Genomic DNA, 26615 nt, shown 5'->3' on the forward strand with positions numbered 1-26615 from the left:
AAAACGACAATCAGCCTACTTTTCCGGGTATAACAGATAAGGTCTCCTCTCTTTGATAAACTGCTCATCATCAGCGCTCCAGCGCTGCTTTATCTCATCGGCGGATTTCCCCTCCTCTATCATTTCCCTAACGTATCTTTGCCCTATTAGCTTCTCAAACCAGCCGGAGAAAAATTCATCTCCCTTGCCGCTTGCATTGTATGCATTAATTAAATAGGTCAAGTCAATTCCCCTATTGTTAACCTCTTGTGTAAGAGGATATAATCTTAAGTCCTCTCCAAAACACTCTTTATCCAGAAGAGGAGGATTTTTTGCACCCGGCACGCTGCGCGGAGTAAATGAAAAACTAAATCCCTTCATTTCCGGACTGCCATAAACCTGAAACGGAAAATCCGTTCCCCTGCCAAGACTTACCTTTGTAGCCTCAAAATAACACAAAGATGGATACAGGTATACCGCCCTCATATTAGGCAAGTTAGGTGAAGGTTTAACAGGAAGCTTATAGTGTTTTGCATGAGTGTAATTTTTGCATTTGACAACAGCCAGGCTGCAATGAACTCCTCCCTCCAGCCATCCTTTTTCATTTGCCATATTTGCCAGCTCGCCCAACGTCATTCCATATACAACAGGGATTGGCAGACCTCCCACTCCGGATTTATATTTCATATCCAGAATTGGACCGTCAACATAAAAGCCCAGCGGATTTGGTCTATCCAGAATAATAAACTCTTTATCATATTTTGCACACTTTGCCATCATGTTAATCATGGTAACATAGTATGTATAAAAACGTGTTCCAACATCCTGCAAATCAAATACTACCACATCAAAGCCGGACATCAGCTGGTCAGTGGTGAGATCAGATTTCCCATAAAGAGAACGGATAGGAATACCTGTTTTAGCATCAACGGAATTCCCAACCTGCTCCCCCGCATCTGCCTGCCCTCTGAATCCATGCTCAGGAGACATCAGACAAACCACCTTAATTCCCAAAGAAACAAGCGTATCCACAACATGCGTCTTCTCATTAATCATTCCCGTCTGATTAGAAAGCAAGCATACCTTCTTCCCTCTAAGCAGCGGAATATAGTCGCCTACTGAACATGCACCTGGCTGAATATCAGCATCATATCTCCACCAAGAAGAGCTGACGGAAACATTGGCATCATTCTCATCATCCTGCGCCGCAGCAACATTTGCTGAAAAAACAAAAAGCGCTGCCGTTATTGCAACGGCTAAAAAATTTTTTAGAATATTTTTCATCACGACAGGTATTTACTAACCCTCTATTTTGCTCACAATTTTTTCAGTTGCGCCAATATGCCCTACCACATAAGTTTTGCAAACGTTTCCCTTCCACGTGCGCAATTCATTGTCTTTAACACAATTATCCAAGATTTCATAAAACTCGTTGGAATCCGTAACACAAGTTGCGCCGTCAAGTTTAAGAAGATCTATAGCCTCCTGGAATTTTTTATGATTAGGGCCGAACACAACGGGACATCCGTAAGTTGCCGCCTCCAGAATATTATGAATTCCAGCTCCAAAACCTCCGCCTATATAAGCAAATTCCGCATATCTATATAGAGATGAGAGAATTCCAAGGCAATCAATAATAAGCACTCTCTTTCCTTGCGTCTTTAAAGAAACCGTCGCACCTCCATTATTATCTGCCGTCCCCTCCACAAGTTCAGAAAATTTCACTACTCCGTATTGATTAAAAATTTCAGCAACTTTATCTATTCTCTCTTTTGTAATTTCATGAGGCGCTATTACAAGTTTCACTTTGGAAAAATTTTTCATCACGCTCGCAATCATCTGTTCATCAGGCAACCACGTGCTTCCGGCCACAACGCTAAAGCCATCCTTTACAAACTCTTCAATTGAAGGGAATTGTTTGCTCTTCATTGTAATTTCATGCACCCTGTCAAAACGGGTATCTCCGCTAACAAAAACATTCCCGGAGATTCCAATCCGCTTAAGATTCATTTTGGATTCCTCATCCTGAACAAAAATTTTTGTGAATTCTTTAAGCATATTGCAGAAAAAGTTGCCGTACCACTTAAAAAATGGCTGGAAAGGACGGAAAATGGCGGAAACGAGGTATAACTCAGCACCGCTCTTACGTATGCAACGCAAGAAATTATACCACAAATCATACTTAATAAATATCACCTTTTCCGGTTTTACCGCAGCAACAAAAGCACGGGCATTTGACGGAGTATCAATCGGAAGATAATAGACCCAATCTGCAAGATTATAATTTTTCCTGAGTTCATAACCACTTGGAGAATAAAAAGTTACAAGTATTCTCTTTTGCGGCTTATTTTTCTTATACCACTCAATTATCGGACGCGCCTGCTCAAATTCTCCAACTGAAGAGCAATGAAACCAAATTATAGGATTTCCCTGTTTTACTTCCTCTGAGACCCTCTTAATCAGTCCCCTCCTCCCCCTATAAAACAATCTTGTTTTTCTGCTGAACAAAGAACCTATCGCGACAAAAAAGGGCATTATGTTCAGCCCGATGTTATACAATATCCTCACGACTTGTTTAGTTTTAGACTACGCGAAAATAGCAATTTTATTTTAAAAATGAGTAAATTAGCGGCGCCGTTAGGGTGTAAATTATGAAGACGCTTTTTCAGACAATAGGAGAATACTATAACTTGATGCTGCGTGTTTTTCGCAAGCCGGAGAAGTGGAAGATTTTTTGGAAGCAATTCTGGCTTGAATCTGATAAGCTCATAATAGGCTCTATACCAATAGTTAGCATCATTTCAGTTTTTATCGGCGCCGTTATTGTTTTGCAATCTGCAAACAATATGGAGAGTCCTTTTATTCCTAAAATGTATGTTGGCGTAATGGCAAGAGAGAGTTTGGTGCTGGAGTTTTGTTCCACTATGGTAGCGCTAATTCTTGCCGGAAAAATAGGCTCAAACATCTCATCTGAAATTGGAAGCATGCGAATCACGGAACAAATTGATGCTATGGAAATTATGGGCGTCAATTCCGCAAACTATCTTATCCTTCCGAAGATTTCATCCTCAACAGTTTTCAGCCCGTTTATAATGCTTCTCAGCTTTGTGCTTGGACTAATTGGAGGCGCGGTGATTATCTCATTTACCGGAATCATAACGCTGGCACAGTATCGGGATGGATTGCAATTTGCTTTTAAACCTTGGTATATATATTACAGCATGGTTAAAATGGCAGTATTCTGCTTTATAATCACTTCTATATGTTCATATTACGGCTACAATGCAAAAGGCGGCTCGCTTGGCGTAGGACGCTCCAGCACCAAAGCAATTGTCGTAAGCAGCACATTGATACTGATTTTTGACCTTATGATTACCAAGTTATTTATGTAAAAAATATGACGCTGTCATTGTTTAAAAAATGATTGAAGTAAAGCACTTATATAAGGAGTTTAACGGGAGGCAGGTTCTGGACGATATTAATATCCGTTTTGAACCGGGCGAGTGCTCTTTGATTATCGGAGCAAGCGGCAGCGGCAAAACCGTTCTGCTTAAGAGTCTTGTGGGGCTTTATGAACCGGAGAAGGGGGAGATTTGGTATGATACCAATGAATTTATCGGCATGAATGCTCAGGCAAAGAAGTCCTTTCATAAGGAGATGGGAATGTTGTTCCAGGAGAGCGCGCTTTTTGATTTTGATACCGTGGAGGAAAATGTAATGTTCCCGATGGATTTTTTCACGGATTGGAGCTATGAGGAAAAATTAGAGAGAGCCAATTTCTGTCTTAAAAGGGTAAATCTTGTGAATGCCAATAAGTTATATCCATCTCAGCTTAGCGGCGGAATGCAGAAGAGAGTTGGCATAGCAAGAGCAATAGCGCTGAATCCAAAATATCTTTTCTGCGATGAGCCTAATTCAGGACTGGACCCCACAACTGCAATTGTTATAGACCGTCTGATTCAGGAAATTACAAGAGAGTACAAAATCACAACCGTTGTTAACACTCACGATATGAACTCCGTAATGGAAATCGGAGATCACATCGGTTTCATTCACACAGGCAAAATGCTGTGGCAGGGAAACTGCAAAGAGATTATGGATTCTGACTGCAAAGAGCTTAATGATTTTGTATTTGCAAACAATCTCGCGCGCCAGCTCAAAGCAAACAAGACAAAATAAAAGCCGCAGAAATCCGCGGCTTTTTAATTATTACAACATCCTCAATTATTTGATGTGGAATCTTACTCCAACCTCAGCCTCTATTTGCAGCGGCTGGTCTGTTCTTATGCTTGCGGGAATCTTAGAGTCAAAGTAATATACCAAGTTAGGTTCCACATAGATACCCATCTTGCTGTTATTAAATTTATACTCTAGTCCAATACCTGCGTTAGTTGAGAACTGAACTCCTTTAACATGAGAATTTGCATTCCTTGTGGAGCCGTCATAAGTCGTCATCTCATAATGAACTTTAACTCCCTTCTCTATGCTTGCACCCGCATTGCCATAGAAAGAAAATGACTTAGACTGCAATATGTTAAAGTAAGCATTAACAGGAATGCCAATGTAATGGATACCCTGTCTAATCTTATAAGCTTTCTTGTTAATAAGCCCGTCGTATTTGCTGTGCAGATAAGTGTAACTTACACCTGCACCAACAGTAACCAGGTTATTGATTTTATAGTGTGCCTGGATAGCAAAATTTAACGGAAGAGAATACGTAGTCTCTGAAACTTGCTCTATCTGAGGAGCTGAAGAAGGAGCAACATATCCAACCTGCGCCGCAACGGATTTTATGAAGTTATTTGAAACGTCAAATTTACCGCCGCCGGAAATATTAGAAGAAATTGCATAAGAAATATTTCTTCTGCTCTGCCTCTCCTCATTTTCATAAGCTCCAAAATTAGTCATATACCCAAAAGATTCCGTCCTCTTTTTCTGCACAGCAGTCTTAGGTTCAGCTTTTTTATAAGGTTTCACAACAGGTTCATTCGCAATAACGTGAATATCATACTGCTGCTCCGTCAAATAAGGAAGTTCAACCTCAGGCTCCCGCACACTCTTAGATGCCAGATAATTTTGGGCATTTCGGGCCATAGTCGTTTTCATAGGTTTGATTTCGGGCCGAAATGGTTGTTGGCCGGCAATAATCTCTTTTGCCGGTCCGTTCTGCTTTTGAATATATGACTGATTTGGGCTTGATGTCTTAAAGAAAATTCCCGCAACAACAGCGGCTGCAGCTGCTGCGACTGACCAATATATAATTCTGGTCTTTAGCGTGTTATGTTTAACAATATTATTATTCCCGACAGGTTTTCCTGCAGAAATGCCGCGGCTCACGGAATCCCATATCTTGGAATTCTCCTCATCTGAAAGAGCAAAATCCCCCAAAGACTCCTTGCTTCCGTCCAAGTCTTTCAACTTATCGGCAAACAACTGGTCAATGGAGTTTGTTCTCTCCTCCTGCATTGCACTGTTTAATATATTGTCAGAATTCTTCAAATTCTATAACACAATTAATTCCACTTAAAATTTTTGAGTTTCTCCTGCAACCACACTCTTGCTCTGCTCAGCTGGCTCCTGCTTCCTCCCTCGCTCATCTTTAGCATCTTAGCTATCTCTTTATGAGAATATCCCTCTATCACATAAAGGTTAAACACAGTCCTAAACCCCGCCGGCATCTCCGCAATAACCTTCATGAGCGTCTGAGCATCCAACCTTTCCGTCTCTTTTGGGTCCAGCTTTATATCAATAACCGGAATCTCCCCGTCTATCTGTTCCGAATTTTTCAGGACGTCATTTTTCCTCAAATACATGAGGCATGTTGTCACAAAAATTCTCCTTGCCCAACCTTCAAAAGAACCATCTCCCCTAAAGTCCCCCAGCTTTGCAAAAAGGGTAATAAACCCATCATGCATAACATCCTTAGCACGCTCTCTTTCACCAACATAACGCAAGCAAACCGGAAACATTTTGGAAGATAACTTCCCGTACATTTCCTCCTGTGCCTGCTGCTTTCCGCCAATGCACTCCCTCACCAAATCTGAGTAGGGATCCTTGGAATCTTGCTTTATGTTTATCTCCTTGGACACTCTATAGATGCTTTTATGCCTGCAAAAGTTGCAAACAATGCCACAAAATTAATCATTCTTGCCCCCAAATTCAACATTGATTAGCACGGAATTTGTACTTTTGCGTGGACTTATGAGAATGAAGAAATTACAAATATTGCTCCCGATAGCACTTCTTTTTTTTGTAATGCTGGCCGCAGGCAGCAGCGCAGCGCAAGAGAAGAACACCTCCAAGAAGAACAACTCAGATACCTACATGATTTCAGCAGAACAGGCATATCTGAAGAATAACTTTAAAGAGGCAATGGCAAATTGTGTCTCCGCCCTGGAACAAAATCCAGAAAATGACGCAGCATATCATCTGATGGCAAAGATTTCACTGTCGCTGAATAAAATGGATGACGCTGAAAAATTTGTTAAGAAGGCCTATGATATTGATACATCAAACTATTACTACGCAACAGACCTTGCAGCCTCCTATTTGCAGAATAATAAAATAGATGAGGCAAAAACCATATTTGAGAAACTGTCAAAAAAATATCCGGGAAAATCCGAGGTCTTTCTGAATCTTGTAAACATCTACTCCAAGACTGGAGATTTTGATAAAGTATTTTCTGTCGCCGACAGATTGGAAAAAATAGCAGGTCCTAATGAGGTCTCCACAATGGCCCGCTTTAACGCATACTCTGCAAAACGCCAGTATCCGCAGGCAATCAAGTGCTTGCAGGATGCGGACGCCGTAAGTCCAAATCCAAGATATGAGGCTCTGCTGGGAGACATGAGCATGGACAGATATAATGATACTTTGGCTCTAGGCTATTACAATAAGGCATTGGAACAAGATTCCGCTTATGCACCAGCACTTTTTGGAAAGGCGGAACTTTACAGATTAAGAAATGACTTTCCCAATTTCTTCAAATTTTTAAATCCGTTTATGGCAAATAAGGAAATCAATCCAAAGATGAAGACAGATTACCTTAAACAGATTTTTAACAACCCCGGATTTCTTACAAGATACAAGGAGCAAATGGCTGAATCCATGCAGATTATGGCAGAAGCAGACCCGGATGATTCCACCGGCAATCAGATTGCGGCCATATACCTGGCCGGTGCGGGAAAAAGAGATGAAGCGCGCAAAATCCTGGAAAACAACATAAAATATTATCCGGATGATTACGGTACAAACATAGATTACATGTCTTTTTTGTACAGTTCCGAGGATTGGAAAAGGCTGAAAAATTTTGGAGATTCCGCAGCAGTTAAATTCCCCGGAAAGACTGATATGCTGCAATTTAAAGGATTAGCCGAATATAATCTGAAACAGTATGATTCTGCTATTGCCACAATTTCACAAGTGGAAAAAATTTCTGCAGCAAAGAAAGATACGACGCTTCTGATTAACGCCTATTCTTTGATTGGAGATTTATATCACCTTAAGAATCAAAATGAAGAGACGTATAAATACTACAAGAAAGTATTAAAGCTTAATCCAAAAGAGTCTCCGGTACTTAACAACTGGGCCTGGTACATTGCCACTTCAGACAAAAACGGCAACCTGGATAAAGCCCTTAAAATGAGCAAGATTACAATAGATAATGAACCGGACAATGCCACTTATCTGGATACTTACGGATGGATTCTTTACTTGCAGGGGAACTATGCGGAGGCACGCAAACAGTTCCAGCATGCTCTGGCATACGGAGGTACAGATAATCCCGTGATGCTGGACCACTATTCAGAAGTTTTGTTTGCCCTTAAAGAGTATGACCTTGCTTTTCTTTACTGGGACAAGGCGCTGGAAGCTGCTAAGAGACAGGGAGATACTGAGCAGATAGAGAAACTGCAAAAAAAGATTGAGGTTAAAAAAGAAATGAGCAAAAAGTAATTGCTATTTTTGTCCCGACAGTTTTATCATTTAGAGAATATTTTGCAAAAGGCTTTTAATATATCATTACATCATTCAGTTTTTACGGTAGCATTTTTTACAATGCTGCTCTCCGCTTTTTTTGTTCTCTCATCACCCTATTCAGCATGCGCTCAAAATTCCTCCACTCAAAAATCTGTCGAGAGTAAAAAGGCGCAAATCAATAAATTGCAACAAGATATAGAGTTTCTGGATAGGCAAATAGCGCAAACTCAAAAGAAGAGAAAGAACACGCTGGAGGAGCTTGCCCTAATAAAGAAAAAGGTGGAGACCAGGAAGTTGCTGATTGCACAGCTGGACAAAGAGATTGCAAGGCAGAGCGACGAGATTTACGGCAAGACCATTGAACTTGGTGTGACGCAAAGACACATGGATACCCTTAAGATGTACTATAAAAGGATGATTATCAAGGCATACCGCAACAGGGACAGCCGTACTTGGTTCATGTATATTCTTGCCAGCAATAGTATTGAACAGGGGTACAGGAGATGGAGCTATCTTAAAGACTATTCCAGGGCGCTGAATGATCAGGCCAAAAATTTAAAGGAAGTACAGAATAAAATTGCCGATGAGAGAAAAAATATCACTCACCTGCAGACAGAAAATATAAAGACGCAAAAGTCTAAGACAGAGGAGTATAACAAGTTCAAGACAGAGGAGCAAAAATCCAATGCGTATGCAAATTCCCTGGCCCGGCAACAGAAAAAATTCAGCGGTCAGCTTCAGCAAAAAAAGAGACAGGCGGCTCAACTTAACAGAGAAGTTCAGAGGATGATTGCTGCGGCAATTGCGGCAGAGAGGAAAAAGGCGGCTAATTCTGCATCTTCATCTAGAAATACATCTACCAAGAAATCAACAAGTTCCTCATCAGAAAAGGCTGCTCCAATGACATATTCTGAGACACCTGAAAGCGCACAACTTTCCGGAGAATTCAGAAATAATCGCGGCAGACTTCCATGGCCTGTAAGAAGAGGCGTGATTACAGAGGGATACGGAGAACATAATGATAATACTGTAAAGGGAGGCGGACTTCCATTTAACAACGGTATAAATATCTCTGCACCAAGAGGATGCTCTATTCAATCAGTATTTGAGGGTACAGTAAAGCAAATAATAGTTATCCCGGGATACAGCCACTGCGTTCTTATTCAGCACGGCAATTATTTCACTTTCTATTGCAAGCTTGGAAGCGTTTCTGTTAGAGTTGGTCAGAAAGTCTCAACAGGACAAACAATCGGAACGCTGGACTCTTCTATGGAAGAATCCGTACTGCACTTTGAACTTTGGGCCGGAACCCAGAAACAAAATCCCGAAAGCTGGCTTAAGAGATATTAAATCTACTGCAAATCAGATAATTAAAACAATCCGTGCAGTTCTGCTCCTATTGAGTCTATAACAGAACTTAAATCCTTTGGATTATTCTCAAAGTCTAATTTATCCACATCAATGATTAGCTTTTTGCCATCTGTGTACTCAGTTATCCAAGCCTCATACAAATCATTCAATCCCTTTAGATAATCCAGGCGGATTCCCTCTTCATACTCTCTGCCGCGCTTCTGGATATTTCCAACAAGGTGCTCAATGGATGAACGGAGATAAATCATTAAATCCGGTGGTTTTACAAGAGAAATCATAAGAGAAAATAAGTCTTTGTAATTCTCATAATCTCTTGTGCTCATAAGTCCCATCTTGTGCAAGTTTGGAGCAAAAACGCAGGAATCTTCATAGATGGTTCTGTCTTGTATTACGTTCTCATTAGAACGATTGATATTTACAACTTCTTTGAATCTTTTATTGAGAAAATAAATCTGCAGGTTAAAGGACCAGCGTTGCATATCCTTGTAAAAATCTGCCAGATAAGGGTTATCATCTACCGGCTCAAATCTTGGAGTCCAATTAATGCTCTTTGCCAAAAGTCTGGTAAGGGTGGTTTTGCCGCTACCAATATTTCCCGCTATTCCAATATGCATATTAAAAAAGTTTAAGTAGAGAACCGATATAGATTCTTCTACAAAAGTAAGAATATTTCTTGTAATTTTGTCAAATGCTAAATTCAGAACTGGACCCGCTTATTCAAAAGGGAAGAAGGAAGAAACTTGTTGAGGAGCTTGCCAAATGTAAAATGTTTGGCAGCAGGGTTTTACGTGCAATTGGCGCCGTGCCCCGCCATATTTTCATAGAGAAAGGGATGGAGGAATTTGCATATAAAAACATCAGGGTGGAAATTGGAGAAAAACAAACTATTTCCCAGCCCTCCACGGTTGCGCTGGAAACAGAGCTGCTGGATGTTAAAAGCGGAGATAAGATACTGGAGATTGGAACCGGGTGCGGTTATCAGACAGCTATCTTGTTTTATTTAGGTGCGAACGTTTACTCAATTGAGAGACAAAAAGAGCTCTTCCTGCAGGCACAAATAAATCTGCAGAAAATTGAATACACAAAACCCAAGCTTTTCTGGGGCGACGGATTTAAAGGACTGCCGCAATTTGCTCCGTTTGACGGAATTATAGTTACCTGCGGCGCGCCCGAAATACCTAACAGTCTCTTGCTTCAGCTAAAAATAGGCGGAAGAATTGTAATACCTGTCGGCGAGAAAGAACAAGAAATGCTGCTGATAACAAGAAAAAATAAAATAGATTTTGAGAAGAAATCTTTTGGCGCAGCCAGTTTTGTTCCAATGCTGCATGGAGTAAAGAAATAAATTATTAGAATATGATAAAGGTTAAACAGTTTTATTTGAACGAGTTGCGGGAGTGCTGCTATATCCTTTCCGACGAGACTAAAGAGTGTGTAATTGTGGACCCGGGCATTAGCTCTCAAAGCGAGGAAGACCGGATTGTGAAATATATTTCTTCTGAAGATTTAAAGCCCGTTAAAACAATTTGCACTCACGGACATTTTGACCATGTAATGGGAACCTCTTTTATAAAAGAGAAATACAATACCCCTTTGTACCTGAATCCCAAGGATAAACACAGGCTGGAGAGCGCTCAAAAAGATTGTCTTATGTTTGGATATAAGATTGAGCAGCCGCCGTTTGATACATTGGATATTAAAGAGGGTGAGGATATTACATTTGGAAAATCTGTGCTTAAAGTATTTGCCACGCCGGGACATACGCACGGCAGCGTATGTTTTTACTCCCCGACAGATAAATTTGTCCTTACGGGAGACACGCTGTTTGCGGGGAGTTGCGGAAGAACGGATTTGCCTGAGGGTGATGATGAAGCAATGGCCTCCAGCCTTAGCAAAATTGCAAAGGAAATTCCGGCGGACTGCATTGTCTACCCTGGGCACGGCCCAAATTCAACCATGAAAGATGAACTGCAGTTTAATCCTTTTTTAAGAGATAAGGGCTTTTAATTTTAAGGAACCATTTTGGATAAAATAGAAATCATAGGGGCCAACGAACACAACCTTAAAAACGTAAGTGTTACTATTCCGCGCGGGAAATACGTGGTAATCACCGGATTATCAGGCAGCGGGAAATCTTCCCTTGCGTTTGATACAATTTATGCAGAGGGGCAGCGCCGTTATATGGAGACGCTCTCCGCTTATGCAAGGCAGTTTATAGGTATCCTGGAAAAGCCTAATGTGGAGAGCATTACGGGGTTAAGCCCAATAATAGCAATAGAGCAGAAAACTACGGGAAACAATCCCCGCTCAACTGTCGGGACCATAACGGAAGTCTATGACTTCCTCCGTTTGCTCTATGCCAGAGCCTCTTACGCATACTCCCCCTCTACGGGCAAGAGAATGATAAAATATACAAGCGACCAAATAACACAGCTGATTATTAAGGAGTATAACGGAGAGAAATGCTTGCTGCTTGCGCCGCTTGTAGTGGGAAGAAAAGGACACTATAAAGATTTGTTTGACAGTTTGTTGCGCAAAGGATACCAGCAGGTTAGAATTGACGGAAAAATCAGGGAGGTGGCAGATGTCAAGCCATTGGACAGATATAAAATCCACTTCATTGATTTGGTTGTTGATAAGCTGATTCCGTCGGAGACAGATTATAAAAGGATCTACGAGTCTGTCAATAACGCACTTGAAAGGGGAAAGGGAACTATCGCGATACTAAAACTTTCAGACGCAGAGAATAAAAGCAGCGCCTCTGAACTGGATAAAGATTTGAGATTTTTCAGCCAGCATCTGATGGATGCAGATACCGGATTTTCTTTGCCGGAGCCGGCGCCGTTTACGTTTTCATTCAACTCTCCGCAGGGAGCCTGCCCGCGCTGCAAAGGCCTTGGATATATCTCACAATTAGATATTTCCAAGATTATTCCTAATCCTCACAAGTCAATAAATGCGGGAGGTATTTTGCCGCTTGGCAGCTATAGAGATTCCAACAATTTCCGCATTCTGGAGAGCATGGCAAAGAAGTATGATTTCTCTCTTAACACGCAAATCAGGAACCTGCCGGAAGATATTCTCAATATGATTATCTATGGGACTGATGAATTGTTCAGAGTCAATCTTGCAGACGGAACTCTGCTTGCTCCGTTCCCCGGAATTGTCTCAAAATTAGAGCAAAAAGAGGATGAGGATGATATCAGCGTACGCAAGGAGAGATTTATAGAAGAGACAGTATGTCCGGAATGTAACGGAACAAGATTAAAAAAAGAGGCTCTCTATTTTAAGATAGATGAGAAAAATATTGCGGAAGTCTCTGCAATGGACATAGATACGCTGGCGGAATGGATAAAGAGCTTGCCGGAAAAACTGGACAAAAAACAAAACCTGATTGCTCGCGATGTTTTAAAAGAGCTCAATGACAGGATTGGTTTTTTGCAGGCCGTAGGATTAAATTATCTCTCTCTCGACAGGGCAACAAGAACGCTCAGCGGAGGTGAGAGTCAAAGAATTAGGCTTGCAACTCAAATCGGCAGCAAGCTTGTGAATGTGCTATATATTTTGGATGAGCCAAGCATAGGACTGCATCAGAGGGATAACATAAAACTTATCAATTCACTTAAGCAATTAAGAGATGAGGGGAATTCCGTAATGGTGGTTGAACATGATTTGGAGACAATGCTAAGCGCAGATTGGCTGATTGATTTAGGGCCCGGAGCAGGTAGCAGAGGAGGAGAACTTTTGTTTAGCGGCACTCCCGGAGAACTAATGAAAATGCCACTTGCAAAGATTAAAGAGATGCACAGCTATACGGCTGATTACCTGAGAGGTATAAAAAAGATAGAAGTGCCGTCGGAGAGACGCAAGGGCAACGGAAAATTTCTAAAGTTATACGGAGCAACGGGCAATAATTTAAAGGGCGCAAACCTTACCCTTCCGCTTGGTTGTCTGATTGGTGTGAGCGGAGTAAGCGGCAGCGGAAAATCTTCTTTGGTTAATGAGACTCTAATGCCAATATTGAGCAAATATTTTTACCGCTCTTTAATGACGCCGCTACCTTATCAGAAAATTGAAGGGATAGAAAACATTGATAAGCTGATAGTTGTAGACCAGAGCCCAATTGGCAGGACACCGCGCAGCAATCCGGCAACCTACACAAATGTATTCTCCGATATTAGGAAACTTTTTGAAAAAACGCCCGATGCTCAGATAAGAGGATTTAAGGCGGGGAGATTTTCATTCAACGTAAAAGGCGGCAGATGTGAAACTTGCAAAGGAGCAGGAGTAGAAACAATTGAGATGAATTATCTGCCTAGCGTTTATGTTACATGCAAAGAGTGTAACGGAAAAAGATATAACGCAGAAACTTTGGAGGTAAAATACAAGGGGAAGAGTATTAATGATGTGCTGGAAATGACTATCTCCCAGGCAGTTGAATTCTTTGAACACATTCCTTCCATTGTACCAAAACTTAAAGCTCTGGAGGATGTGGGTCTTGGCTATGTAAAACTTGGGCAGCCTTCTACCACTTTAAGCGGCGGAGAGAGCCAAAGAGTAAAATTGGCTACAGAACTATCCAAAAGGGAGACAGGAAGTTCCCTTTATATCCTGGATGAGCCAACAACTGGCTTGCATTTTGAGGACATAAAGGTTCTGCTTGGAGTACTGCAGAAAATTGTGGACAAAGGAAATACCGTCGTGATTATAGAGCATAACCTTGATATTTTAAAATCAGTTGATTGGCTGATAGATATGGGGCCGGAAGGAGGACGCGGCGGCGGAAAAATAATTGCAGAGGGAACACCAGAGCAGGTGGCAAAAGACAAAATTTCTTATACGGGAAAATATCTTAAAGAGATTTTATAAATTTGAAAACCAATCCAATACGGCATCTGGAAATTAAAGTTTGGTAGAAGTTGATATAAAGTATTTAAAGATGGATAAATTGAGAATTTTCTGTAAAAACACAAATGAAAATTACAGCATAAAACCGGGAACTACTATTAAAGATTTCTTAAAAGAAATTAAATACAAAGAGGGAGAACACCGCGTACTTGCCGCCTATCTTAACAACCAGCTTAAAGAGCTGAGCACGGAGATATACATGGCTTCAACCCTTGAATTTCTGGATATTACAACAGGAGACGGAAGGAGAACCTATGTGCGTTCTTTAAGTTTTTTGCTGCAGCGCGCCGTTTATGATTTATATCCAGATTGTATTTTAAGTTTGGATTACACCCTGCCAAACGGACTATACGGAGAGCTGAGAGATAAAAAAGATTTCTCCGTCACCGTACCCGTTACTGAGCTTGATATCAACAAACTGCTGGACAGGATGGCAGAACTTGTAAAGAAAAATTTTCTATTTATTAAGACTAAAATTCCCACAAATGAAGCGCAGGCGCTTTTTGAATCTCACGGACAAACCAGCAAATCAAGACTGCTGAAATCTATTGGGAAATTCTTTTCACATGTCTATTACTTAGATGGTTACGGAGACAACTTCTATGGTCCGCTTGTATACTCCACGGGATACCTGACAGCGTATAATCTGATAAAATACAATGACGGTTTCTGTCTGCAGGCACCTGTTCCATACCCTCCTTATGATATGCCGCACGTTAAATTCCAGGATAAGCTTTTTGAAATTTTCAAAGAGAACAGAGACTGGTGCGAGATTACCGGGGCAAAAGATATGGGCTCCATAAATCAAGGGATTCTGAACGGATATGCAAGAAACATTATCCAAGTTTCAGAGGCTCTGCATGAGCGTAAATTTGCAATCATTGCGGATAAAATTTATCAAAGAAAAGATAAAGTAAAACTGGTGCTTATTGCCGGACCGTCCAGCAGCGGCAAGACAACTTCATCTAAACGTATTGCTCTGCAACTTAAGGTATTAGGACTTAATCCTATTATCATCTCCATGGATGATTATTTTGTAGACAGAGAGCATACCCCTAAAGATGAGAACGGAAATTATGATTTTGAATCTGTCAATGCACTGGATTTGGAACTGCTAAACAAGCAGCTTAACCAGCTCTTTAACGGAGAGGAAATCACTCTGCCAAAGTTTGATTTTGAGGCAGGATACGGCACGATGACCGGAGCTAAAATTAGAATGAACGGCGGAGATATATTAGTCATGGAGGGGATTCACGCTCTTAATCCAACATTAACGGAGAAAATTGCGCCGGAGAAAAAGTTCAAAGTATACGCCTCTGCATTAACCTCACTGTCAATTGATGAGAACAATTCACTCTCAACTACAGACGCACGTCTTTTAAGAAGAATGGTCAGAGATAATAACTTCCGCGGCATTACCGCAGAGGAGACAATTTTAAGATGGAAAAGCGTTGTTGCGGGAGGAAACAAAAACATTTTCCCCTATCAGGAAAATGCAGACATAATGTTCAACTCATATTTGATATATGAACTTCCAATGTTGAAATTCTACGCTGAGCCGCTGCTAAGAAGAATCTCACCCCTTTCTCCTGCATACGCGGAGAGCCTGAGACTCATCAAGTTCCTGTCTTACGTGGTAGAAATAAACTTTAAAGAACAAGCTGCAATTCCGCCAACATCCATCATGCGTGAATTCATCGGCGGCAGCTCTTTTAAGTATTAAAGATCCGGATTAATGGCGCGCATCATGGCCTTAATCTCTTGCTTTGCAACCTTCCACCTTGGCACATCTACCTTAGGTCCAACAACTTCCACAACTTTTGCGGAAATAATGGAACCAACTTCTCCGCAAATTTCAAGAGGCATATCATTGGCATGCGCAAATAAAAATCCTGCAGCATAAATATCTCCGGCACCCGTAGCATCCACAATATCCGCCGGCCTTGCCTTGATTTTATAGAACTTGCTTCCGCTCTGAATTAAAGAGCCCTGCTTGCCTATTTTTACTACGGCAATCTTGCAAATCTTTGCAATCTCGCGTACTGCCAGCTCCGGCTTCAGCTTTGTAAAGCTCTGCGCCTCAAGTTCATTTGCAAAGACTATATCTACATAATGAGAAATCACATCGTGAAGAAAAGCATTATTGCTCTCCACAATATTATAACTTGCCAAATCCAAAGAAATTGTCATCCCAAGACTTTTGCCAATCTCTACCGCTCTTCTTATTAATTCCTGATTCTGAACAAGATATCCCTCTATATGAAGATAATCATACCCTTTGAAATACTCAGGTTTTAAATCCTCCGGACATAACTCAAGAGCTGCGCCAAGATAATCCGCAAATGTCCTCTCCCCGGAAGGAGGAGTAATAAATACCATCGCACGGCCGCTGGCAGCCTTGCCTTTCAGCAAGATAGGCTTAATACCGTTTACTTCCTGCGCACTTTTAAAAAGAGAACCCAGCTCATCATCTCCAACTTTCCCTATGAATCCGCTCGGCATTCCAAAAATTGAAGTACCAGAAATTGCATTTGCAGCAGATCCGCCCGCCACATATTGAACTCCCTGTTCCTTAAGTATTTGCCAAATTTTTCCTCCTGTTTCCTCATCCACCAGCTGCATGCTTCCAACAGGCAAATGGAATTTCTTCAACAAACTGTCATTGGGTAAAACCGCTAAAATATCCGTTAGAGCATTACCAACTCCAATAATAGATTTCATAGATAAATTTCTCTTTTCTCTCTTACAAAGGTATATTATTTCCATAATTTATCGGAAGGTTTGTGTAAATTTGCACAGGTATGCAGATAGCTCCGGGAAAAAAGATTACAACAAAGAAAATTCTGCAGTACGCTATTGTACTGCTGATTGCTGTTGTGCTCCTTTATTTCTGCTTCAAAGGGGTGAAATGGAGCGATTTTGCAAATGGCCTCAGGCACTGCGATTACTGGTGGATAGCAATCTCCATGCTTTTTGGAATTTCAGGTTTTATCTTGCGCTCATGGCGTTGGAAACTTCTTACAAATCAGCTAAATCCGTCGGTGACACTAAAAGAGACCTATGACGGCGTTACAATTGGAAATCTTGCAAATTTTGCCTTGCCGCGCGTTGGAGAGCTTGTCCGCTGCGGAATTGTAGCAAGAAGGAAAAAAGTGACATTTGAGGAGGCTATCGGAACGGTCATTCTGGAGAGAAGCTGGGATTTGATTTGCCTCTTTTTGTTTGCCGTTCTGATGGTAATATTTTCCTGGAAAAGATTTGGCTCTTTCATTCAGCTTCAGATGATTAACCCGGCGGAGGGGAGGCTTACAAGAGTTCTGATAATTATTGTTGCCGCAGTAATTTTTCTAATAGCAGCGGCAGCAGTTTTAATTTATATTTATCGCGACAGATTAAGAAAGCACAAGTTCCACAATAAATTTGTCAGCTTCCTTAAAGGGCTGTGGCAAGGCATTTTAGCTGCATTCAAGATGAAGAGGAAATGGTTGTTTTTCACCCTTACTCTTCTGCTGTGGGCCAGCTTCTGGGCAACCAGCTACACCTCAATTCTTGCCTTCCCAAGCATGAGCGAATTTACAATAGCAGACGCTCTGTTTCTGATGATTGTAGGAAGTTTGGGCTGGGCGGTCCCGGTACAGGGAGGTATTGGCGCTTATCATTTTTTAGTAAGTCTTGCGCTTGCCCAAATTTACGGAATTGCTCATGCGGAAGGGATGGTCTTTGCCACAATATCCCATGAGTCACAGGCATTTATAATGGTGCTTTGCGGAGTAATTTCACTCATCAGCATTGCAATAGAAAAAAAGAGAGCTAAAACTCCCGACAGTTTATGATTATAAAATTTAGAATTAATTTTAAAACACAACCGGGAGAGCAGGTTTACATCACAGGCTCATCTTTAATTTTAGGCAACTATGACCCTGACAGGGCCTTCCGCCTTACACGCTCAGAATCAGATGAATGGAACGGAGAAATAATGTGCGATCCTGTAAAAGAGAGACTGCTTTATTATAAGTACTTTGTAAAAAGTTCCGAAGGAACTATTTACTTTGAAGCGGGCGGAGGACGCCGTCTTGCGCTTAATTCTGCTACGGCAAAAATTGAGAGCAGAGATCAGTGGCAGGGAAATACAACGGAGGCTCCATTCCTGACAGACCCGTTTTCGCATGTTTTTTTCGGAAATGAATGCAGCCCTTACACTCAGACGCACAAGCGTAATTATGAGCTAATTATAAGGGTAGTAATACCCAACGTTCCAAAAGATTGCAGCATTTATGTATGCGGAAGCAGCAAGGAGATGGGAGAGTGGAAACCGGAGAAAGCCGCAAACATGGCAAGACTTAAGGGACTTAAATGGATAGCATCTTTCCCAATAGAAAAAGAGCAGGGCAAAACATGGGAATATAAGTTTATCCGCAAAAATGATATCACCGGGGAGTACACCTGGGAAGATGGACTTAACAGAGTGCTTGAAATCCCGCAAGTATCTAAACATGAAACTCTTATCGTGGAGCATTCTTCCGCCAATTTTAAGACCGGCAAACCAAAATTTGCAGGGTGCGTTGCACCGCTGTTTGCCCTGCGTTCAAAAAACGGATGCGGAATTGGAGAGATAGAGGACATAAAGCTAATGGTGGATTGGGCAAAGCATGTGGGAATGAGTATTATACAAATGCTTCCAATCAATGACACCTCCGAGTATATGAACTGGAAAGATTCATATCCGTATAACTGCATCTCCTCCATTGCCCTTCACCCAATCTACCTGTCGGCATCAGGCATGGGTCACGTAAAAGATAGAGAAAAAGCCAAGGCCTTTGCAGAAGAGGCAAAAGCTCTAAATCACAATGCCACTGTAGATTATGATGACGTCCTGGAATTTAAGATGCGCTATTTCCGCGCAATCTATGACCAGAGCAAAGAGGATACTTTTGTACAGCCGGAGTATTATAAATTTACAAAAGCCAATAAAGATTGGCTCTATCCTTACGCCGTTTTTTGCGCTTTGAGAGATAAAAATAAAACTGCAAATTTTAGAAAGTGGAAAAAATATTCCGTATTCTCCCAGGCTGACGTAGATAAATTATCCTCTGGAAAAAATGAGATTAAAGATGACATCTTCTTTTATGTCTATCTTCAATATCATCTTCATAATCAGATGACTGAAGCCATTGATTACGCTCATGCCAACGGCATTGCGCTAAAGGGAGATTTACCTATCGGGATAAGCAGAAACAGCGCAGATGCCTGGCAGCATCCGCAGTACTTCAACTTTGGACAGCAGGCCGGAGCTCCTCCTGATTACTATTCTGCTCAGGGACAAAACTGGGGTTTCCCTACTTACAACTGGGAAGAAATGGCAAGAGATAATTACAAGTGGTGGAAAAAAAGGATGCGCAAAATGTCAGATTATTTTGACGCATACCGCATAGACCACATCCTTGGATTTTTCAGAATTTGGGAAGTCCCTTATCCGCTGGACGGAGGAAAAGCGGGACATTTTTCACCGGTACTACCTCTTGATATTGAGGAAATTGAGAGCTACGGACTAAATCCGCCAAAAGAACAAAAAGAAGAGAATTTGCAAAAAATAGCAGAGGAAAATCTTTTTATGGAAGACCCTTATCATAAATGCAAATGGGTCCCTTGCATCTGCGCAAAAGAGAGCAAAGAATACAAAACTCTAAAGCCTGCTCAGAAAAAATCTTTTGATGCTTTGTTTGATAATTTCTTCTACAAAAGAAATAATGATTTGTGGTACCGCAACGCAATGAGAAAGTTGCAGCAAATTATTGCAGCCTCTAATATGCTGGCTTGCGGAGAAGATTTGGGAATGCTGGCCGAGCCGGTACACAAATGCATGGCAGATTTGAAAATCTTAAGTCTGGAGCTGCAAATTATGCCAAAGCAGCAAGGCGTAAATTTTGGAGACCCTGTAACGTTCCCATATTTAAGTGTTTGCAGCACTTCTACTCACGACAGTGCAACACTTAGAATGTGGCTTGGAGAGAGGCTGAAAACTGTCTCCTATAAATCTGAAGATACAGGAGAAACATATTATGATGCAACACCTGCAGAGTGCGAGAATGTCTTAAAAAACAACCTTGCTTCTCCAAGCATGTTTGCAATTTTCCCGCTGCAAGACTGGATGTCCGTAAATGACAAAATCAGAAACAGATTTGCATACAGCGAGAGAATAAACAACCCTGCCGTTCCTCATTGGATGTGGAAATACAGAATGCACATAACAATAGAACAGCTGCTGGAAGCAACTGCCCTTAATAATCAGATTAGCAAGCTAATAAAAGATAGCAAGAGGTAGATTAAAAACATGAAAACCATCTTTTTGTTAATACCGTTGTTCTTGGTGAGCGCCCCTCGCTCTTTGTGCCAAAGCACCGACACGCTAAACGCAGAAGCGCCTGGCACAGAAATGCTCAGTACGGAAGCACCAAGCGCAGAAACCATGCACACGGAAACGCAAAACTCTGATCTTCATGAAATAAGAGCTTTACAGATTAATCTTTCAGATGCCACAATGCCCGTTGCCTCCGAACTTTCAACAAGAGATTCTATTTTCTCGCCTGCAATTCGTTTAAGTTATAAACAACTTATCCTGCCGACCATATTCATAGGAGTTGACATTACCGCAGTTAGCCTTGGCTTGTTAAGGAAAGCAGACCATAAGCTAAGAGACAAATTTGAAAAATTAAACAGGGGAAATTTAGACCTTGATCAAACTTCTCAATACGTTCCTGCTGCGGCCGTGTATGCTTTGAATGTACGCTTAAAACCGGGAGAGCATAATTTCCGTGACCGCACAATTGTACTTGCTACCGCAAGCCTTGTCATGGTAACTACGACAACCTGCCTGAAATATGCAATGAGGAGAAGAGGTCCCGACGGCGAAATCCGCTCATGTCCATCCGGCCGCGCCGCAATGGCATTTATGGGAGCGGAATTTTTACGGCAGGAGTACAATGATGTATCACCACTGATAGGCGTGGCAGGATATATTGTGGCGGCAAGTACGGGAGCCCTTGGAATGTACAATGACAAACATTGGCTAACGGATGTGCTGATAGGTGCCGAAATAGGTGTGTTTAGCACAAGAATAGCGTACTGGATGCTTCCTGCAACAAAAAGATTATTTGTCCGTAAAAAAAAGAATATCCAAGTCATGGCCTTTCCGCAAGCCTCCTCTAAAAGCGTTGGAATGGGCTGTCTTGTAATGTTTTAATTGACGCGGATAACAGGGTACTCCAATCCCGGCTTTACTAAATCTTCAAACTCATCATATGTTGACAAACCAAGCTCTGATGTTGGCTCAAGTCCAACAACCAGAAGTTTGCACTTTAGCTGACGCGCAGGAACAAATATGTATTTTCCCAATATGTCTTTGCCGTATTTTGCTGTAAACCCAGACCACGATAATTTATCAGCTGACGTCTTTGGCAGAGAGATAATATCATCCTCAAAATCTACTTTTTCTTCACCAATAATTTTAGTTACTTCATAACTCTTTGCTTCATAGCTATTTAATTGAGCCGTCTTGAAATGCTGACGTGCAATCCAGCCACAAAGTTTTTCATTAGATTTTGGTATTAAATATCCGGCAGGAATTCTAATAGAATCTACAGTCACAACTTTACTCCTAAATTCTTTTACATTTACAATGGAATCTTTCCCTGTCTTATTGCTCTGAACATGAAGAGCTAACGGAGTTCCATCCGTTCTATGTTCCATTCTAAGAGAAACATATTTATCCTCGCCTTCTGTTATTCTTCTGCGTTCGGAAGCAACAAGCTTTTTTATTTTCTCACTGTTATTGTATGAAAATTTTATAAGCGCCATCATTCCATCGCATTGAGAAACAGCTCTATGCTCCAGGTTTTCAACAAAAACATCTTTCCCGTTTTTCCCCTCTTGAATGAAAGAAAGGGTGTTTAATATGCCGTAGTATTGTCTGCCGTCATTAACATCATAAGTGCTGAAACGGAAATAATCTTTATCCGGAACCCCTCCAGGAGTATAAAATGCCCATGTGTCCCCGTGAGATTGCAAATATTTTGAATAGAACGGGGTAAACTCTTTAAACTGAAACTCTTTTATCTTGCGGGATACATCCGGATTTGTGAGATATCCAATACACTCATCTGCAGTCCTGTGGAATCCAAGAGAATCGCTCTCCTCTCCATAAGGATAATATTCATGTACATCCATGGTGACATCAAAAAGTTCTTTGTCAAAGAGATTTTGCTGAGCAATAACCTCCGGCTCCGTCACAATAAGATGGTTCCTGTTTAAATCCATTCCAGCTGAATTACGCCTTTTATTAACCTCTGAACCATCCGGATTAGAAATTGGAATAATGGTGACTTCCAATCTGTTAAAAAGATATCTGTTCTCAGGCCTTACAAGCTGTTCAGCAAGCAGCAGCGCACCCTCTTTGCCAGATTGTTCATTGCCGTGTTGCTGTGCAAAAATCAGCAACTTTGTTTTTGGTCCCTTGCTTTTATTAGAAAACTTAAGAGCAAAAATATCGCGGCCTTGTTTTGTACTCCCGATAGTTTTTACAGAGAGCAGCGGAGATGATGCGCCTAATTCCTTCACAAATTCCGCAAGTTCCGGATAAGTTGTAAGTTTAGTATATCCGCACTTTTGAGCAGGTGTGGCAAGCGTCTGAGCTTCAATAAAGTATGAAGAGCACAGGACAGCTGCAAACGCAACCGCCAAAATTTTCAAATTTTTCATAATATTATTTTAAAAACCGTTGAGCTGCATATAAACCGTAGGCATCAATAAAATCAAACCCACAATCATAAATACCAGCAAAATTTTCCACCACCACTTAAACCAAATTTCATATGGAATCTTGGCAACTCCAAGCACACCCATAAGAACGGCAGATGTTGGGGTAATCATATTTGTAAATCCGTCGCCGAATTGATAAGCCATCACCGTAGCCTGCCTTGACAAACCAATAACGTCTGAAAACGGAGCCATAATTGGCATTGTAAGAGCAGCTTTTGCAGAACCTGAAGGAATAAAGATATTAATCACAGTTTGAATTGCATACATGATAGAGACTGTTCCCCCTTTGCCGGTTCCGCGCATGGCATTTGAAAGAGAGTATAGAATGGTATCCATTATCTTCCCATCCTGCAGAACTACTATTATACCTCCCGCAAGTCCAACAATAAGAGCTGCGGTTAATATATCCTTTGCACCTCCAATAAACTCTTTTGAAATCTCATTTCCGCCGGAGCCCATTGCAATACCTGAAATAATTCCCATTGCCAAAAACAAAGCGGAAATCTCAGTGATATACCAGCCATAACCCAGAACCCCAACTATCAGAAATACAATTGTAAAAGCTAATACATCAAGGATGTAGAACAAATAAGACTTGTGCAATGTAAGGAATCCTGATAGAGCATAAAGCAGAGTTAATATTGGCAGGCAGCAAAATGTACTCTCAGTTTGTCCAATTTTTACAGTAGTTTGCGGATAGTAACAAGAGAAAATTATAAGGACAACTGTTGAGAAAATAAAAATCACCCATGCAGAAACCGGGGTCTTTTTCTCAAAGTCCATATTTATGCTATCCCTTTCTCTTTTCCTCCAGTATTCATCCAGCTCATACATTGGAGAAATCCTGGGATTCTTTTTTACCTTGTTTGCGTAGATTAATGTAAATGAAATAATTAGTATGGTCAAAATCACCCAGCAAAACATTCTGTATTCAAAACCTGAGAACAGAGGCAAACCGGAAAGTCCTTGTGCAATTCCTATTGTAAAAGGATTAAATATTGCACCGGAAAAACCAATATGAGCTGCAACATACACCATGAGTATTCCTGTTATGGAATCATAACCCATTGATATTGCTAGAGGTACAAAGATAATTACAAACGCTATTGTCTCCTCGCTCATTCCATACACCGCCCCAAAAAGACTGAACATTGCCATGGAAAGAGCTATGACAATGTTATTCACTCCAATTTTTTTAAGCAGCTTATGTTTCTCAAAATCTTTAGATTTCTTTAAGAATGAGAGAATACCATAATCTATGGCGCGGCTGCTGTTCATAATTTGGAAAGCGCCGCCAATAATTAATATGCAAATTATTATGTTAGCTTGCTTCTTAAATCCTTCTACCAAAGAACCAAAGATTTGCCATGTTTGCGGGGCCTGCTCAACTTTGTGATATGACCCATTCACAACAACATCTCTCTCCGCCCCATTGACAGTAACAGTCTGGTGATTATACTCCCCTGCCGGTATAAACCAAGTAAGTATTCCGCACAATAGGATCATAGCGCCTATTATGACAAAAGTATGAGGTATCTTCTTTAAGCCTGCCATTTGCAATTATTTAATAGATAGATTGTAGCAAAGTTACAAATTATATGTATCCCCAGGGTACAGTATTGTCAGCTTAAAGCTCCTGTTTTTTGTTTTTCCGGCAGCAACCTTATACGGTTCAAACAACATGGCATTACTATTACCAATCAATTCTATTGTATTATTTGGCTTTACAACAAGTGCAGCTTCTTCATCTACTCCAATTCCTCTATATCCCGGATGATCAAGTAATACGTTAATCAATCTTACCTGCCTGCGCCTTGTAATAAAATGCTGATCAACAATTATGTTCTTTAAAAATCCAAAACCTTGTGCAACCTCAACATCGTTGGCTTTGATGTAATTGAACTCATGTGAATCATCGGTGGTATCACTTAAACTTCTACCAGTCAACATAATTCTGCTCATAATTGCAGCGCCGGCACTTGTTCCGCTAATCACTCCGCCATTATTATAAATCTGTTTTATTTTCTCAAAAAATTTAGTTCCGGCAAGATATCCGGTAAGCCTAAGTTGGTCTCCGCCAGAGAAAAATATAGCCGTAACGCCATCCAATTTTGCCAAATTCTCCGGAGAGTCTATGTCTTTCTTATCACAGAAAATATAGTCAGCATTTTTACATCCTAAATCCCTAAATTCCTTGCTTTGATTCATACCGGTTGTATCTGCTATCCCGCTGGCAAAAGGAACAACAAGAAGTTTTGCCTTATCCCCGCCGCCATATTTAATTATGGTCTTGAGAATTACGGAAATTCTATCTCCGCCCCCCTCAATTACAAGAGTACCCTTGGCAGTTACCTTTTCAGGCAAATAATGCAGTAAAGAATTTTTTGGTTGAGAAAAAGAAACAATAGGCACCAACAATGTCAGTGCGGCAAATAGTAATATTTTTTTCATTTTATTTTTCTAAATGAGTTGTTAATAATTGATATGCTATTTTTGCAGCATTTGTAAAATCTTTGTATAAAATAAATTCATCATTGCCGTGAGGATTCTGTGCTCCCACACCCAAATTAATTGTTTTTATCCCCTTGGCATTCAAGGAATTTGCATCACTTCCCCCCATTGATTTCATTGGGATGACCTTAAGGCCTAAAGAGGATGCAACTTTCGCAAAATGTTTAAATGGCAAATCTTCACCGTGTATTTCATACGGCACAAAATCCCAAGAATATTTTGCCTCAAGCTTACCGCCATGCTTTTCACAAATTTGTTTGAAATCTTCGATTATCTTGCTAATCATGGTTTCACCTTTCTCTTTTGTTCCGCTTCTAACTTCTCCATGCAAAAAGACTTTATCACAAACCACATTAGTCCCGCTCCCGCCATTAATAATTCCTATATTGGCTGTCTCCTTGTCCCCAAGTTTTCCAAACGGAAATTTGGTCATAGCCTCAGCGGCAATCATGATTGCATTAATTCCCTTTTCCGGAGAAATTCCTGCATGAGAAGATTTCCCTTTTATTACAAATTCAAAATCTATGAGTCCGCAAGTCTCTGATACTATGCACGCAGGGCTCATAAAAGAATCAAAGGTAAAACCATATTTTATCCCTTCGGCAGGCTTATATGTTAATGAGCCGGCCATAGATGTCTCTTCACAAACAGTAAAGAGCAAAGTGCACGGCAACAACGTTTTGTTTGCGACAGCTTTCTCTAGAGAAAAAAGAATAGACGAGAGTCCGCCTCTGTCATCCACACCAAGCGGAGTGGTTCCATCAGACGTTATTCTATCTGAAAGAAATTGGTGCTTCAAATTTTTTGTGGACCTTGGAGTATCCATGTGAGCCGCAAGAAAAAATTCCCCGCCCCCCATGATTGGCACAATTACATTCCCCGTATTTCCCATTGACAGCTTATCTGCCTCATCTCTGTAACAACTCAATCCTAAGTTTTTTACAAAATGTTCAATATAATCTGCAACGGGTGCCTCGCTCCCGGAAACCGCATCAATAGATGTCAGCTCAACAAAAATTTGTTTTAATCTCTCGTCTAATTCCATTTTCAATCTA

The 26615-nt window shown here is 40.9% G+C and carries 21 protein-coding genes; 11 read left to right on the forward strand and 10 right to left on the reverse strand.

The window, feature by feature from the left end:
- Positions 1-15 precede the first annotated feature (15 nt).
- Positions 16-1263 (reverse strand): DUF1343 domain-containing protein, encoded by a 1248-nt coding sequence (locus LKM37_01980; GenBank protein ID MCI1719782.1) that lies wholly within the window; start codon positions 1261-1263, stop codon positions 16-18.
- Positions 1264-1278: 15 nt separating this feature from the next.
- Positions 1279-2547, reverse strand: coding sequence for a 3-deoxy-D-manno-octulosonic acid transferase (locus LKM37_01985; GenBank protein MCI1719783.1), 1269 nt, complete (start codon positions 2545-2547; stop codon positions 1279-1281).
- Positions 2548-2630: 83 nt separating this feature from the next.
- On the opposite strand from LKM37_01985, the gene LKM37_01990 reads away from it, so the two are divergent.
- Both LKM37_01990 and LKM37_01995 read left to right on the forward strand, forming a co-directional pair.
- Positions 2631-3371, forward strand: a complete 741-nt coding sequence (locus LKM37_01990) for an ABC transporter permease (GenBank protein MCI1719784.1) — start codon at positions 2631-2633, stop codon at positions 3369-3371.
- 28 nt (positions 3372-3399) lie between these two features.
- The gene (locus LKM37_01995) at positions 3400-4158 is read left to right on the forward strand and encodes an ATP-binding cassette domain-containing protein (protein ID MCI1719785.1); all 759 of its coding nucleotides are present in this window, start codon (positions 3400-3402) and stop codon (positions 4156-4158) included.
- Positions 4159-4203: 45 nt separating this feature from the next.
- Here the strand turns inward: LKM37_01995 and LKM37_02000 are convergent, their stop codons facing one another.
- Together LKM37_02000 and LKM37_02005 are read right to left on the reverse strand one after the other, a co-directional pair.
- A complete protein-coding gene (locus LKM37_02000; GenBank protein MCI1719786.1) occupies positions 4204-5478 on the reverse strand; it encodes a porin family protein in 1275 nt (424 codons plus the stop codon).
- A 14-nt stretch (positions 5479-5492) separates the two neighbouring features.
- The gene (locus LKM37_02005; GenBank protein MCI1719787.1) at positions 5493-6068 is read right to left on the reverse strand and encodes a sigma-70 family RNA polymerase sigma factor; all 576 of its coding nucleotides are present in this window, start codon (positions 6066-6068) and stop codon (positions 5493-5495) included.
- Positions 6069-6186: 118 nt separating this feature from the next.
- On the opposite strand from LKM37_02005, the gene LKM37_02010 reads away from it, so the two are divergent.
- Entirely contained in the window at positions 6187-7932 is a 1746-nt protein-coding gene (locus LKM37_02010; protein ID MCI1719788.1) for a tetratricopeptide repeat protein, read from the forward strand.
- Between the two features lie 102 nt (positions 7933-8034).
- Positions 8035-9306 (forward strand): peptidoglycan DD-metalloendopeptidase family protein, encoded by a 1272-nt coding sequence (locus LKM37_02015; GenBank protein MCI1719789.1) that lies wholly within the window; start codon positions 8035-8037, stop codon positions 9304-9306.
- 20 nt (positions 9307-9326) lie between these two features.
- Here LKM37_02015 and LKM37_02020 read toward each other — a convergent pair whose 3' ends face one another.
- Positions 9327-9941, reverse strand: a complete 615-nt coding sequence (locus tag LKM37_02020) for a deoxynucleoside kinase (protein MCI1719790.1) — start codon at positions 9939-9941, stop codon at positions 9327-9329.
- Between the two features lie 74 nt (positions 9942-10015).
- On the opposite strand from LKM37_02020, the gene LKM37_02025 reads away from it, so the two are divergent.
- From LKM37_02025 to LKM37_02040, 4 genes are all read left to right on the forward strand, one after another.
- Positions 10016-10672: a protein-L-isoaspartate(D-aspartate) O-methyltransferase gene (locus LKM37_02025; GenBank protein ID MCI1719791.1), complete on the forward strand. Its 657-nt coding sequence runs from the start codon at positions 10016-10018 to the stop codon at positions 10670-10672.
- A gap of 11 nt (positions 10673-10683) precedes the next feature.
- Entirely contained in the window at positions 10684-11334 is a 651-nt protein-coding gene (locus tag LKM37_02030) for an MBL fold metallo-hydrolase (protein ID MCI1719792.1), read from the forward strand.
- 12 nt (positions 11335-11346) lie between these two features.
- The gene (uvrA, locus tag LKM37_02035) at positions 11347-14196 is read left to right on the forward strand and encodes an excinuclease ABC subunit UvrA (GenBank protein MCI1719793.1); all 2850 of its coding nucleotides are present in this window, start codon (positions 11347-11349) and stop codon (positions 14194-14196) included.
- A gap of 70 nt (positions 14197-14266) precedes the next feature.
- On the forward strand, positions 14267-15958 hold the full coding sequence (locus tag LKM37_02040; protein ID MCI1719794.1) for a nucleoside kinase: 1692 nt from the start codon (positions 14267-14269) through the stop codon (positions 15956-15958).
- On the opposite strand, the gene LKM37_02045 is transcribed toward LKM37_02040, so the two are convergent.
- Complete coding sequence (locus tag LKM37_02045) at positions 15955-17001, reverse strand: adenosine kinase (protein MCI1719795.1); 1047 nt, start codon at positions 16999-17001, stop codon at positions 15955-15957. The genes LKM37_02040 and LKM37_02045 overlap by 4 nt on opposite strands.
- 35 nt (positions 17002-17036) lie before the next feature.
- Between LKM37_02045 and LKM37_02050 the strand changes: the two genes are divergently transcribed.
- From LKM37_02050 to LKM37_02060, 3 genes are read left to right on the forward strand one after another with little or no spacing between them, the layout of a single operon-like run.
- Positions 17037-18068 carry a flippase-like domain-containing protein gene (locus LKM37_02050; protein MCI1719796.1) on the forward strand — a complete coding sequence of 344 codons (1032 nt, stop codon included), beginning with the start codon at positions 17037-17039 and terminating at the stop codon, positions 18066-18068.
- Positions 18065-20557 carry a 4-alpha-glucanotransferase gene (locus tag LKM37_02055; GenBank protein ID MCI1719797.1) on the forward strand — a complete coding sequence of 831 codons (2493 nt, stop codon included), beginning with the start codon at positions 18065-18067 and terminating at the stop codon, positions 20555-20557. Before LKM37_02050 ends, LKM37_02055 begins: the two co-directional genes overlap by 4 nt.
- A gap of 9 nt (positions 20558-20566) precedes the next feature.
- A complete protein-coding gene (locus LKM37_02060) occupies positions 20567-21475 on the forward strand; it encodes a phosphatase PAP2 family protein (protein MCI1719798.1) in 909 nt (302 codons plus the stop codon).
- Here LKM37_02060 and LKM37_02065 read toward each other — a convergent pair.
- From LKM37_02065 to LKM37_02080, 4 genes are read right to left on the reverse strand one after another with little or no spacing between them, the layout of a single operon-like run.
- A complete protein-coding gene (locus LKM37_02065; protein MCI1719799.1) occupies positions 21472-22989 on the reverse strand; it encodes a hypothetical protein in 1518 nt (505 codons plus the stop codon). The genes LKM37_02060 and LKM37_02065 overlap by 4 nt on opposite strands.
- Positions 22990-22998: 9 nt before the next feature.
- Positions 22999-24603, reverse strand: coding sequence for an AbgT family transporter (locus LKM37_02070; GenBank protein ID MCI1719800.1), 1605 nt, complete (start codon positions 24601-24603; stop codon positions 22999-23001).
- Positions 24604-24636: 33 nt separating this feature from the next.
- Positions 24637-25500 carry a cyanophycinase gene (locus tag LKM37_02075; protein MCI1719801.1) on the reverse strand — a complete coding sequence of 288 codons (864 nt, stop codon included), beginning with the start codon at positions 25498-25500 and terminating at the stop codon, positions 24637-24639.
- A gap of 1 nt (position 25501) precedes the next feature.
- Positions 25502-26605, reverse strand: a complete 1104-nt coding sequence (locus LKM37_02080) for a M20/M25/M40 family metallo-hydrolase (GenBank protein MCI1719802.1) — start codon at positions 26603-26605, stop codon at positions 25502-25504.
- Positions 26606-26615: the final 10 nt, after the last annotated feature.

The organism is Bacteroidales bacterium (genome assembly GCA_022647615.1).
Lineage (GTDB): Bacteria > Bacteroidota > Bacteroidia > Bacteroidales > UBA932 > Egerieousia.